General features: G+C 68.7%; 15 protein-coding genes. 3 read left to right on the plus strand and 12 right to left on the minus strand.

All coding sequences use genetic code 11. The features are described 5' to 3' along the window. The first annotated feature begins 7 nt into the window (after positions 1-7). Positions 8-310, plus strand: coding sequence for a hypothetical protein (locus NWFMUON74_RS13460; protein WP_187689131.1), 303 nt, complete (start codon positions 8-10; stop codon positions 308-310). 18 nt (positions 311-328) lie between these two features. Continuing rightward, on the plus strand, positions 329-649 hold the full coding sequence (locus NWFMUON74_RS13465; RefSeq protein WP_187688136.1) for a hypothetical protein: 321 nt from the start codon (positions 329-331) through the stop codon (positions 647-649). A gap of 10 nt (positions 650-659) precedes the next feature. Here NWFMUON74_RS13465 and NWFMUON74_RS13470 read toward each other — a convergent pair whose 3' ends face one another. The 6 genes from NWFMUON74_RS13470 to NWFMUON74_RS13495 form a co-directional block, all read right to left on the minus strand. Further along, on the minus strand, positions 660-1,898 hold the full coding sequence (locus NWFMUON74_RS13470) for a fatty acid desaturase family protein (protein ID WP_187688137.1): 1,239 nt from the start codon (positions 1,896-1,898) through the stop codon (positions 660-662). A gap of 8 nt (positions 1,899-1,906) precedes the next feature. Further along, positions 1,907-3,019, minus strand: a complete 1,113-nt coding sequence (locus NWFMUON74_RS13475) for a ferredoxin reductase (RefSeq protein WP_187688138.1) — start codon at positions 3,017-3,019, stop codon at positions 1,907-1,909. Positions 3,020-3,138: 119 nt separating this feature from the next. Then, positions 3,139-3,450, minus strand: coding sequence for a hypothetical protein (locus tag NWFMUON74_RS13480; protein ID WP_187688139.1), 312 nt, complete (start codon positions 3,448-3,450; stop codon positions 3,139-3,141). Further along, positions 3,420-4,082 (minus strand): TetR/AcrR family transcriptional regulator, encoded by a 663-nt coding sequence (locus tag NWFMUON74_RS13485; protein WP_187688140.1) that lies wholly within the window; start codon positions 4,080-4,082, stop codon positions 3,420-3,422. The genes NWFMUON74_RS13480 and NWFMUON74_RS13485 overlap by 31 nt, the downstream gene beginning before the upstream one ends. Next, positions 4,079-4,339: a ferredoxin gene (locus tag NWFMUON74_RS13490; protein WP_187688141.1), complete on the minus strand. Its 261-nt coding sequence runs from the start codon at positions 4,337-4,339 to the stop codon at positions 4,079-4,081. The genes NWFMUON74_RS13485 and NWFMUON74_RS13490 overlap by 4 nt, the downstream gene beginning before the upstream one ends. Beyond that, entirely contained in the window at positions 4,336-5,643 is a 1,308-nt protein-coding gene (locus NWFMUON74_RS13495) for an NADH-ubiquinone oxidoreductase-F iron-sulfur binding region domain-containing protein (RefSeq protein WP_187688142.1), read from the minus strand. Before NWFMUON74_RS13495 ends, NWFMUON74_RS13490 begins: the two co-directional genes overlap by 4 nt. A 63-nt stretch (positions 5,644-5,706) precedes the next feature. Here NWFMUON74_RS13495 and NWFMUON74_RS13500 point away from each other — a divergent pair, with 63 nt between their 5' ends. Next, positions 5,707-6,180, plus strand: coding sequence for a hypothetical protein (locus NWFMUON74_RS13500; protein ID WP_187688143.1), 474 nt, complete (start codon positions 5,707-5,709; stop codon positions 6,178-6,180). A 14-nt stretch (positions 6,181-6,194) separates the two neighbouring features. Here NWFMUON74_RS13500 and NWFMUON74_RS13505 read toward each other — a convergent pair whose 3' ends face one another. The 6 genes from NWFMUON74_RS13505 to NWFMUON74_RS13530 form a co-directional block, all read right to left on the minus strand. After that, positions 6,195-7,061, minus strand: coding sequence for an alpha/beta fold hydrolase (locus NWFMUON74_RS13505; RefSeq protein WP_187688144.1), 867 nt, complete (start codon positions 7,059-7,061; stop codon positions 6,195-6,197). A 29-nt stretch (positions 7,062-7,090) separates the two neighbouring features. After that, positions 7,091-7,480 carry a Rieske (2Fe-2S) protein gene (locus tag NWFMUON74_RS13510; RefSeq protein WP_187688145.1) on the minus strand — a complete coding sequence of 130 codons (390 nt, stop codon included), beginning with the start codon at positions 7,478-7,480 and terminating at the stop codon, positions 7,091-7,093. Beyond that, entirely contained in the window at positions 7,480-8,667 is a 1,188-nt protein-coding gene (locus NWFMUON74_RS13515; RefSeq protein ID WP_187688146.1) for an amidohydrolase family protein, read from the minus strand. Before NWFMUON74_RS13515 ends, NWFMUON74_RS13510 begins: the two co-directional genes overlap by 1 nt. A gap of 66 nt (positions 8,668-8,733) precedes the next feature. Next, positions 8,734-9,831: an amidohydrolase family protein gene (locus NWFMUON74_RS13520; RefSeq protein WP_425300403.1), complete on the minus strand. Its 1,098-nt coding sequence runs from the start codon at positions 9,829-9,831 to the stop codon at positions 8,734-8,736. Next, a complete protein-coding gene (locus NWFMUON74_RS13525; RefSeq protein WP_187688147.1) occupies positions 9,828-11,195 on the minus strand; it encodes a cytochrome P450 in 1,368 nt (455 codons plus the stop codon). The genes NWFMUON74_RS13520 and NWFMUON74_RS13525 overlap by 4 nt, the downstream gene beginning before the upstream one ends. 58 nt (positions 11,196-11,253) lie before the next feature. Further along, the gene (locus tag NWFMUON74_RS13530; protein ID WP_187688148.1) at positions 11,254-12,114 is read right to left on the minus strand and encodes a mycofactocin-coupled SDR family oxidoreductase; all 861 of its coding nucleotides are present in this window, start codon (positions 12,112-12,114) and stop codon (positions 11,254-11,256) included. Between the last annotated feature and the right edge of the window lie 111 nt (positions 12,115-12,225).

Genomic DNA, 12,225 nt, shown 5'->3' on the forward strand with positions numbered 1-12,225 from the left:
GATGACAATGGTCAAGAACGGCACGCGGCTGCGCAGCCAGGTGTGCGACACCGAGGTGATCGTGGTGAAGGCGACGGATGGTCTCGACGACCTCCGCGCGGGCGGTGTCCCGATGATCCCGCTCGACGGCGAACCCGCGGCGGGCGCCACCCCCGACCCGAACCTCACCGACGGCAACCAGCTGGGCAAGCGGTACGTCGACGAGTCCGGCGCCGAGGTGCTGGTGACGAAGGCTGGCGCCGGCACGTTGAGCGTCGGCGCCACCCCGCTCACGCTCAAGGAAGCCAAGCCGCTGCCCGCCAGCGACTGACCGGAAGGTGTTGCGCACATGGCGAACTCGAAAATGCTCGTCTTCTCCAACGCGGTAGCGGGACAGGACGACGCCTTCAACGAGTGGTACGACACCCGGCACCTCGCCGATGTGACCGCCGTCCCCGGCGTCCGCGGCGGCGAGCGCTACGACCTCGTCCCCGGCCCTGGCGACCCGCCCCACCGCTATCTCGCCGTCTACGAGCTGAGCGGCGACCCCGGCAAGGTGCTCGAGGCCTTCCGAGCCCGAGCCGCCACCGGCGAGATAGCCCTCAGCCCCGCCCTCGACATGTCCACTCTCGCCGTCTCGGTCTGGCGGGCAAGGGGTTCCGTGGACTGACGGCCACCTGTCAGCGCGTGGTCCGGAGCGGTGCGCGCTCGAGTTCGCGAAGAGCGGTGCGAAGTCCTCTGCGTCTGCCGTCGGGCCCGGGGCCGAAATGGGTTCGCAAACCCTCGCGGACGGCGAAGCGCAGTTCCGAGGCGGTCTCCGGGGCGTCGTCGGGGGTGGCGGCGAGCAAGGCGTTGGGGAGGGCGAGTTTGGCGATGGTGCGGAACGTCTGCAGGTATTGGTGGCCCAGCGAACCGGTGGTGTAGGGGAGATCGTATTTGTCGCACAGTTCGCGGACTCGGACGGCGATCTCTTCGTACCGGTTGCTCGGCAGATCGGGGAAGAGGTGGTGCTCGATCTGGTGGCTGAGATTGCCGCTCATGAAACGCATCAGCGGTCCGGCGCGGAAGTTGGCCGATCCCAGCATCTGTCGCAGGTACCAGCGCGGGCGGTCCTCGGCCTCGAACTCGGCCGTGGTGAATTTCTCGGCGCCGTCGGGGAAGTGGCCGCAGAAGATCACCAGATACGCCCAGTAGTTGCGGACGATATTCGCGGTGGCATCGGCCGTCAGCGTCGTCTTCCAATTCCGGCCCGACAGCGCGGGGAAGATCAGGTAATCCTTCGCCGCCTGCTTGCCGACCTTGGTGCCGATGATGCGCAGATCCTTGAGCGCCTGCCGCCAGGTCTTCTCCTTGTTGCGGAGCTTCTCGACCTCGAGATGGTGCAGTGCGACGCCCCACTCGAAGAAGGTCGCGAGCACCAGGTTGTAGATCGGATTGCCGATATTCCACCACTCCCACCGCTGGTCGCGGGTGATGCGCAGCACGCCGTAGCCCACATCGTCGTCCATGCCGACGACGTTGGTGTACTTGTGATGGACGAAGTTGTGCGAATGTTTCCACTGCACGCTGGGACAGGTGGTGTCCCACTCCCACGACGAGGAGTGGATTTCCGGGTCGTTCATCCAATCCCATTGCCCGTGCATCACATTGTGCCCGAGTTCCATGTTCTCGATGATCTTCGCCAGCGAGAGCATCGCCGTGCCCGCGAGCCAGGCGGCCCGGCGGTTGCTGAACATCAGGGTCGCGCGCCCGCCGACGGCCAGCAGGCGCTGCAGCGCGATGGCGCGCCGGATATAGGCGGCGTCGCGTTCGCCGCGGGATTCCTCGATATCGCGGCGGATGGCGTCGAGTTCGGCCCCCAGCGCCTCGACGTCGTCGGGAGTCAGGTGCGCGTAGGCGTCGATGTCGGTGATGGCCATTTACCCTCCTACAGATCGAGAGTGCAGTCGCCGGACACGCTGCTGATGCATGTCTGGATTCGTTCTCCTTCGCGCCGCTCCACACCGGTGCGCAGATCGCGCACATAACCTCCGGCCAGTGGGACGACGCAGGTTTGGCAGATACCCATCCGGCAGCCGAAGGGCATCGCGATGCCGAGCTTCTCGCCCGCTTCGAGAAGAGTGGTGGCGCCGTCGATCCGGGCCTCCTTGTGCGAGACGGCGAAATGGACCGTCCCGCCCTCACCGCCGTGATCGGTGCGGGCGATGGTGAATCGCTCGACGTGCAGGCGGTGGCGCAGCCCGCCCGCCTCGTAGTGCGATTCCAGCGCGTCCAGCAGCGCCGGCGGACCGCACGCCCAGCATTCGCGTTCGCGCCAGTCCGGCACCCATTCGTCGAGCCGCGCGGCGTCGAATTTGCCCATCTCCCTGGTGAGTTGGAGATTCAGGTGATAAGCGCTCGAGTCGTCGGCGAGGGCTTCCATCTCGTCGAGGAAGATGACGTCGTCACGGGTGGGGGCGGAATGGATGTGACAGATGTCGGGTGTCTCGCCGCGGGCGGCGAGCGCTCGCAGCATCGCGATCACCGGAGTGATGCCGCTGCCGGCCGTGACGAAGAGAATCTGTCCCGGAACAGGTTGCGGCAGATGGAAATCCCCCTTGGGCGCCGCCAGCCGGATGATGGTGTCCGGCTTGACGCCGTCGACCAGATGCGTCGACAGGAAACCGTCGGGATTGGCCTTGACCGTGATCGAGATGGTCTTGTCGCGCTCCGAGCCGATCGAGGTCAGCGAATAGGACCGCCAGTGCCATCGGCCGTCGATCTGCAGGCCGATACCGACGTACTGCCCGGGCTCGTACGAGGCCGGAAAGCCCCAGCCCGGACGGATTGTCACGGTGGCCGTATCCGTGGTCTCCTTGACCACGTCGACCACCTTGCCGCGCAACTCGCGGGCGGTCCACAGCGGGTTGGCCAGGCGGAGATAGTCGTCCGGCAGCAGCGGTGTGGTGGCGCGGGCCACCAGCCCGCGCAGGATGTTGACTCCCGGATTGCGCGCGCCGACCCCCGCGGCGGGACGCTTGCTCCACTTCAACAGGTCCAAGGCGATTCCTCCTCCTGTGTACGAACGTACACTGGAATCGCCGCGATGCCCAGTGGATCCCGACCGCTACGCCCGCAGAATGGGTGCACGATCGTTCACTCACCGGCGGGCGGATGTGGCTACCGCCGGGCCACCGCGAGCATCTCCTCGACGGAGACGAATTTGACGCGGGGCCGCGCCGTGGCCGTGCCTTGTTCGCGTTCGGCGGCGTCGATGGCTCGCCACTGGGGCCAGCCGATCGCAGGTACGCCGCGCTCGGACATGGTGGCCCGCAAGGATTCTCGATCACCGACCGGGCGGTGCAGGGTCCCGGCGGCGAAGTCGGCGAGAAGGGCGGTGACGGTCTCGGCGGCGCAGGCGCGGTTGGTGCCGATGACGCCGCGCGAATACGCGGCGACGGTCAGGTGAGGCCGTGCGCGCAGAAGCTCCACACCTCGTCGGCGGTGATGGGATGCGACTCCGACTCGATGACGGCCGGTTGCGCGATGAACATGACGGTCTGCATGGTGATCGCGGCAACGCGGCGGGGATTCGCGCCCGAGACCAGGCGGCCCGCGCCGTGCGCCTCGGTGAGCAGCTCGGTGAACAGGGTGAACAGTGCCGCGTGCGCCAGCCGGATCTGGGCGGGATGCGAACTCAGCAGCTGCGGCGCGAACTCGGTGAACAGCGGCCGCCGGGCGTGCGGATCCGGGCGGCACAGCTGGAACAGCAGCTCCACCGCGGTGCGGACCTTGTCCAGGGGATGCACGCTGTTGGCGGTCGCGGCGCGGATCTGATCGGTGGTGCGGCCCAGGGCATCCTCGTACAGCGCCAGCAGCAGGTCGTGTTTGCCGTCGAACTGCAGATAGAAACTGCGCAACGACTGCCGCGAACGGTCGACCACCTCCTGGACGGTGAAGTCGGTGCTGCCCTTCTCGGTGATGATGGCCTGCGCCGCGTCCAGGAACCGCTGCACCCGCTGTCCCGCCCGCGCTTTGGCGGAGCGCAGCGACCGGTCCACCGCCCGCTGCTTCCAGGCGGGTAGGTCGGCGGCGTCGGGCGGGCTGTCGTCGGGATCGGTCATGGAGTGGGCCCCCGTTCGGACGTCGGGGCGTCGGAAGGCGTTGTGGCGGCGTTCGATTCGGCGGTCGGCAGTTCGGTGATGGCGTGGACCGGGCAATCCAGCAGTGCACGCAGCACGCTGTCGCGGTCCGCCGGAGCGACGGTGCCGTCCCCGTCGATGGCCGCGTAGCCCCAGTCGTCGAGGGAGAAGTGCCGCGGCGCGTGCTTGGCGCAGATGCCGAAGCCGTCGCAGAGTGTCCGGTCGAGACGAATTTTCACGAGACCAGCACCGCCTGCGCGTCGAAGGGCCGCTCTGCCAGATAGATTCCGTCGCCGCAGGCGGCGCACCGCCCGCCGAGATGCGCGTCGACCTCGGCGGGGAACCGGGCGAGCAACGTGGCAGCGGTGTTGGCCGCGCCGTCCAGAGTGCCGCAGGCGCCGCGGCCGCGCAGCACCACCGACCAGCGCCGCAATCTCTCGACATCGGCCATGGTGGCCCGCCCGTCGCGCAGGGCCGATGCCGAGGCGGCCATGGCGGCGGTGCCGTTGAAGCAGGAGCCGCATTGCCCGGCATTCTCGCGATCGAAGTAGCTCAGCACGCCCGCCGCGACGGCGACCGGGCATTCGCGTGTGAGCAGCGAGATCGCACCGCAGCCCAGCCCGCCGCCGAGGCCGCGCATCGACTCGTGGTCGAGCGTGGCGCCCAGGACCGCGCGGTCCACCATGCCCGCGAAATAGCCGCCGGTGAGCGCGCCGCGCACGGCATCCGGCGAGACACCGTGCAGCGCGAGCAGGTCCGTGACCGGGGTGCCGTGCGGGAGTTCGTACAGGGCGGCGGGGCGGTCGCCGCCGGTGACCGTGGCGAGGAAGGTGCCGGGGGAGGCGTCGGTGCCGACGGCCCGGAACGCCGCGCCGCCGTACCGGTGCACGAACGGCAGATGCGCCAGGGTCTCGACATTGCTCACCACTGTCGGCGCGCCGCCGACGCCGTGCTCGAAGGGGCGCGGCGGTTTGTCCGAGGGTTTCGCCGGGCCGCCGTCGATCGCCCGGATCGCGGCGGTCTCCTCGCCCGCGACGTAACCTGGTGCGACCGTGACCAATTCGACCACGACGTCGGTGACCGCCGCCGTGTCGAGTTCGGTGAGCGCGGCGTCGACCCGGCGCGCGGACTCCGGGTCCGAGACATAGACGTACGCCCGCCGCGCCCCGGCGATCGCGGCCGCCAGCCGCAACCCGTCCAGCACCAGGTGCGGGCGGCGGCGCAGCAGCCACTTGTCCTTGACCGAGGCCGGTTCGCCCTCTTCGCCGTTGGCCACCACGACCGTCGCTCGACCACGCGACCACGCGTCACGGACGGTGGTCAGCTTGACCGCGAGCGGAAACGCCGCACCGCCACGCCCCCGCAGCCCGCTGTGCCGCACCTCGGTCAGCAGCGGATCCGGGGCGCCGAGCGGCGCGTACCCGCCCGCGGCCCGATACGCCGCCAGGTCCTCGACCGCGCCGCCCGGCCGCAGCAGCCGCGGCGCGCAACCGGGCAGCGCGCCCACGGTGAGCGACCCGATCGCGTCCGAAGTCTCTTGCATGGCAACCTCTTTCCGCTGAAGTCGACTCGCGGGAAGTGCACCCGTACCGCTACGCTGGCGAGCATGAGAACGGCGGTGGTGCGGATCGATGTGGATCCGGCCGGCGAATCGACCGCGGCGCGGCTGGCGGCGGGCGTGCGCGCGCTGCGGGAGAGTGCGGCGGCGCTCGGGGCCGAGGTGCTCGACAACGATGTGGCGGGAGAGCCGCCGCATCGCCGGGAGGTCCAGCTGCTGGTCACCACCGACGACCCGGAGGCGACCGTGCGCGCCGCGGTGCGGTTGTGCGCCGCGGCGTTCGGCACCGAGCCGGTGCCGGGGGTCGTGACTTTCGTCAGCCGCGGCACCGACGACGACGCGCACGGTGTGCTCGCCGGGTTCGGCCTCAGCGGCGAGGTGGTGCGCGAACCGGGCGGCGACGGCTTCGACATCGTCTATGTCACGCTGTCCGAGGCCGACCTGGCGCGGATACCGGAGAGCCGGATCCACACGGCCCTGGAGGCGTCGCTGAACTGCGAGGTCCGGATCCGCACTCGGTAGCGGGCGCCCGTCCATCAGCCGTCCAGGAACGACAGGATCGCCGGGGCGGCCAGCACCCAGGTGTCGAAGAGGTTGTAGCGCTGTACCTTTCCCGACCCGCGCGCCTCGACGGCCCGCTCCCAGGCGTCCTCCGGCCACGGCGGATCGATCAGTGTCGAGCCCTCGATCAGGCAGCTCACCTCGAGGGAGGTGCGCTTGGGATGGTCGATGTCGTGCTCGCCGCCGCGAATGATCAAGGTGGGCACCCGGATTCGATCGAACAGTTCGTCGTCCACCCCGGGGATGGTCTGTCCCGGCTTCGGCACGTAGGCGTTGAGCCACCGCAGCGACAGCTTCACGAACTCGTCCCGATCCAGCTCCAGCAGGCGCTGCTCGTTGCGCGGGTTGCGCTCGACGGCCTCTCGCCACTCCCGCATCCGCAGCAGCCCCGCGTTCCCGCCGCCACGCATGGCCTGCAGGCTGGGCAGCACGTAATACGCGCCGAGATTGAACATGCCGTAGACCCCGCCGACGATGTTCCACAGCACCAGCCTGGTGACCCGCTCGGGGTACAGGATCGTGGTCAGGATGGAGTCGCGCGCACCGCCCGAACCGCCCGCCAGCACGCACGGCCCGGCGTCGAGGGCGGTCAGCAGCCCGTCGAGTGTCTCGGCCCGCATATGCGACTCGGTCTGCCCGTAGAACTGCACATCGGACGCGCCGCAATTGGGCCGGTCCCACAGCAGCACCCGGTAGCCGCCCGCGACGATCGCCTCGGCCAGCGGGCGCAGTCCCGGCACGTCCATGCCGAACCGCCCGCCCGGCGTCAGGACGACGAGTTCCCCCGCGTCACCGACGATTTCGTAGACGACCTCGCCGCCGTTCACCCTCACGGTGGGCATGCGACCTCCTTCCTGTTCACCGGCTCGGATCAGGCCAGCACGACGACCGAGTCGCCGACGATGCGCACCGGATACGTGCGGATGCTCCATTCGGGCTTCACCGCGGTGGTCCCGGTCGCCAGCTCGAAACCCCACTGGTGCCACGGGCAGTAGATGAACTCCTGGTCGCGCACCATCACCTGGTCGCCGGGCACGGATTCGTCGACGACGGTCCGCCCCCGCGCGCGCCCGGCGCAGAGCGGCCCGCCCTCGTGCGGGCAGTAGTTCGCGATGGCGTAGAACGTCCCGTTGACGTTGTACACGCCGACGCCGTGCCGCCCGATCGGCACCACTTTCGAAGTGCCGGGCGGGATTTCGTCCACCGTGGCGACGACGTGCTCACGTCCCTGGGCGAGCCGGGGCTGTTCGGGGTCGGCCATCACAGCACCCGCCGCTGACCCTCGATGGCGGGCACCGACTCGGGCAGATGGTAGGTCTCGATGCCGTTCAGATACATGACCCGGTCGCGGGCGTGCACGGGCAGATGCTTCATCAGCCAGCGCGGGTCGTCGAAGGTCCAATGCGGGTAGTCCGAGGAGTACAGCAGGATCCGCTCCGCCGACATCCACTCGAACGCGCGGGTCAGCTCCGTCTTGTCGTCGGGGTAGTCCAGCGGCTGGGTGGTGAACTTGATGTGCTCCTCGACGTACTCCGAGGGCTTGCGGCGAATCCCGGTGAAGGAGCGGCGCGCCGTGTAGACCGCGTCCATCCGCCACATCAGCGGCAGAATCCAGGTGAAGGCGTGCTCCACGAACACGATCCGCAGTGTCGGGAACCGGTCGAAGACGCCGTCGAAGATCAGGCTCATGATCTGATTGGCCGCCAGCAGCGAGTAGGTGACCATGAAATCGTGGTTGTAGCTGGGGAATCCGACCGGCGGCATGGGCATGGTCTCGTACGCGCCGCGGCCCAAATGGCAGCTCACCACCAGATCGTGCTTGGTGGCCGCCGCCCAGATCGGATCGTATTTCGGGTCGCCCCACGACGGGCGCGGCTCGGCCTTGATCAGGATCTGCGCCATGAACGGGTGCCCGGCCCAGTGCTCGATCTCGCGCACCGCGCCGCGCGGATCATCGATGGCCGCGCAGATCGACCCGCGCCAGCGCTGATGCCAATTGTTCTTCGAGTCCAGCCAGTGGTTGGCGAGCCAGTGGTTGACACCGGTCGCCATCGCCGCGGTGGCCTCCGGCAACCGGGTCGCCTTCACCGTCGGTTCCAGGATCGCGATATCCGACCCGGCGTCGACGATCAGCTGCCGGAACGCCAATTCCGGGTCACTGCCGGGGAATTCGCCGCCCTCGGGGAACGTGTCGGCCCGCATGGCGTAGGTGTGCGCGTAGTCGGGGGCGTCGTAGATGATCGTGTCGCCGACGCGGTGGCTGAGGAAATAGTCGGTCCGGAACGGCTCGGGAATGTACTCCACGAGCTCCCCGCGCCGCGGCACGGGATGCACGTCCGAATCGACCACCCGGACGGCGACCTGCTCGGGTGCCGGGGCACGTTGCTGCCCGTGTGCCAGGGTCGTGCCGGGTGCCGGGGTTTTTTGTTGCCTGTGTGCCAGGGGCATGTCGGGTGCCGGGGTTTTTTGTTGCCTGTGTGCCAGGGGCATGGTCGTCTCCCTCTCGTGGACGGGCTAGGTGGTGGCCGCCGCGGCCGGGATGTCGATGCCGTAGAGCCGGGACGCGTTGCGCCACAACACCTTCTCGCGTTGTTCGGTGGTGAGCGCGGACGGCAGCGCGGTGGCGTCACCGCAATGCCAGTGCGGGTAGCTGGAGCCGAACATCACCATGTCCTCCTTGCCGGTGAAACCCAGCCATTCGGAGGCGAATTCGGTTTCGCCGGGCCCGTCCAGGCTGCCCTGTACGAAGTAGACGTGGCCCGGCAGGTAGTCGCTGGGCATGCGGGGCGCCCACGGGGTCTGCTCCAGATGCGGCCGGCCGAAGGTGTCCATCCGCCACGTGAACGGCGTGAGCAGGTCCGCCCCGCCGTCGGCCCAGACGAATCTCAGCTCCGGCATCCGCTCGAACACGCCCTCGGCGATCATGTTCATCAGGTGGTACACGTAGTTCAGCGACATGAACCCGAGGTACTGCTCGTAGGTGCGGGTGTGACCCGACGGGGTGGGCGGGAAGGCGATGCTCTCCCCGGTCTCGATGTGCGCGGCCACCGGCAGCCCGGCCTCGGCCGCCGCCTCCCACAGCGGCCAGAACTGCGGCTTACCGTAGAGCTCGCGCGACTGCAGCGGAATGCCGACCTGCACGATGCCGGGATGACCTGCGTACCTGCGGATTTCGCGCAGCGCCCCGGGAATGTCCTCGGGATTGACCCGGATCGTGCCGCGGTATCGCGCGGCGAATCGGTTCGACTCCAGCCAGCGCGTCACCATCATCTCGTTGTGCGCGGCCAGCACCGCGGTGGTGAGGTGCCGGTCGGGCAGGATGCCGCGGGTCATCGGATGCAGCACCGCGATGTCCACGCCGCGCTCCACGAACAGCTGCTCACCGACGAATTCCGGATCCGAGCCCGGATAGCCCCTGCCCGGCCCGCGGCTGCTCGGTCCGCGGGTGCCCGCGGCGTACTCCCCGCCCGGTGCGCCGTACCAATCCATCTCGGCATCCGGGATGCCGCGGCTGGCGAACGGCTCGCGCAGGAAGCCGCGCATATCCCGGTTCGAGGTGAAGAAGATGTGCACGCTGGCGTCGATGACAGGCGTGCCGGTGCCGACGGTCACCACTCGATGCGCGCTCGTTCGGGCCGCTCCGTCACCGGCGCGGCGAGTTCCTGCTTGTCACAGACGCGCTGCAGCTTCTCGATGGTCTCGTCCAGCCCGGGTCCCAGCCGCGGACCGGGCGTGAAGGTGGCGGGCAGTTTCCGCATGCCCTGGATGACGCCGATGGTCTCGTAGTGCACGGTCCCCTCGGGGTCGCAGCGGTAGTCGGGCATCCGGTCGAGCACGGCGGTGAGCATCGCCTTGAACACGGTGCGGGCCACGTTCGAGCCGATGCAGCGGTGGATGCCGAGCCCGAAGCTGAAGTGCCGGTTGCCCCTCCGATCCAGCACGACCTCGTTCGGGTCGGGGAAGACCTGCGGGTCCCGGTTCGCCATCGCCCACGACAACCACAGGCGCTCACCCTCTTTGAACCGGGTGTTCACCAATTCCATGTCCGCGGAGATGGTCCGGCCGTCGCCCGGCGCCGGGGTGAAGTACCGCAGGAACTCCTCGGTCGCGGAGTCGAGCAGGTGCTCGCGCTCTTCGCTGAGCAGTTCGCGCTGATCCGGATGCTCCGACAGCCATTCCAGTGAATGCGCGGTGAGCGCGGTCGTGGTGTCGAAGCCGCCGCCGATGATCAGGCCCAGCATGCCGAGCACCTCGAGGTCCGGCGCGGGCTCGCCGTCGATGCGGAGCTTGACCAGGCCGTCCACCAGACCCGGGCGCGGATTCTCCTTGATCTCGATCAGATTGTTCAGCAGATCCAGACCCATGGCCCGATGCATCTCCGCGACCCGCGGCGCCTCCGGCGAATCCTCGGGGGTGTACACCGCCGCGTGTACCGGCTCGCTGTACATCGACCACTGCCGCAACGGAATTCCGAGCATGGCCAGGGTCAGCACGGCCGGGACGATATTGGCGAGGTCGTCGACGAAGTCGATCCGGCCGCTCTCGATCTTCTCGTCGAGGGCGGCGCGGACGATCTCGTCGATCACCGGCTCCCAGCGGCGAACCGCGGCGGGTGACAGGTAGGGGTTGATCGCCTGCCGATAGATCCGGTGCTCGGGATCGTCCATCTCCAGAATGCCGCCGCGCACCGCCTGCACACGCTGGGCGGTGGGTATCGAGATGCCCTTGTAGCCCTTGCGTTCGCCGCGCAGATCGTGGTCGTTGGAGACGTGCGGGCAGCGGGCGAGCTCGAACACCTCGGTGCTGCCCGCGGCGACCCAGTGCCCGTCGTAGGTGTCACTCCAGGCCATCGGGCACTTGGCCTGCATCTCCTGGGTGATCTCCACGAACCGGTGCCGGTATTCGGGCGTGTGCCGGTCGAAGTGGTACCGATTCTTCTTACGGTCCTGGTCGGCGAGTGCGTCGTCGATGCTCACGATAGTCTTCCTGGGCTGCTCACGGATCTCGTTGCCGCGCCGCGGGTTTCCCCGGCGATCAGATGTGGTAGTCGTAGGACTTCAGATAGCCGCCGCCGTCGACGCGCATCTGCGTGCCGGTGACGTACCGCGACTCCTCGGAGGCCAGGTAGACCACCGCGTTGCTGATGTCCTCGGGCTCGACGTAGGGAATGCGCATGGCCTGCTGCACACCGAACACGGGCTCGGCGTCGGCGCGGGTCGGGTGCTCGAGGTCGGGGCGGAACGAGCGATACATCGGCTCGCTCTGCAGCATCGGGGTGTTGCAGTTGGTGGGATGCACGACATTGGCGCGGATGCCGCGCGGTGCCAGCTGCCGGGCCAGCTCGTAGACGTACGCGGTCAGCGCGCGCTTGGAGTGCACGTAGGCCATGCCGCCGGGATCGTTGCCCGGGTTGTCGATCTTGGAGATATCGATCAGCGAGGCGGTGGAGCCGGTCGCGATGATCGACGCGCCCTCCTTCAGGTGCCCGAGCGAGACCTGGATGGCGTTGATGGTGCCGATCAGGTTCGTGTTGATCACGTCGATCCACGCCTGCATGGCCGGCTGGCCCTTCATACCGGCGATGCCGGCCTGCGCGACGACGATGTCGAGCTTGCCGAGTTCGCGAATGCCGTTGTCCACCGCGGCCTGCAGCTGCTCGGCGCTGCGCACGTCGGCCTTCGCGGTGACCACGCGCCGGCCGGTCTTGCTGACCAGGTTCGCGGTCTCCTCCAGGTCCTCCGGGCGCGCGAGCGCGTATCCGATGGTCGAGATGTCCTCGCACAGATCGACCGCGATGATGTCGGCGCCCTCCTCTGCGAGGCGGACCGCGTGGCTGCGGCCCTGCCCGCGCGCGGCGCCGGTGATGAAAGCGACCTTGCCCTCGACACGTCCCACAGCTGACCCTTTCGTTCTTCTCGGTGACCACGGCGGCAGTGCCGCGGCGGATCGCGCGCCCGCTGGATGCCGTGGCGCCGACTGTGCACGACCGCGGTGTCGCGGCCGTGG

It is taken from the genome of Nocardia wallacei, assembly GCF_014466955.1.
GTDB classification, from domain to species: Bacteria; Actinomycetota; Actinomycetes; order Mycobacteriales; family Mycobacteriaceae; genus Nocardia; species Nocardia wallacei.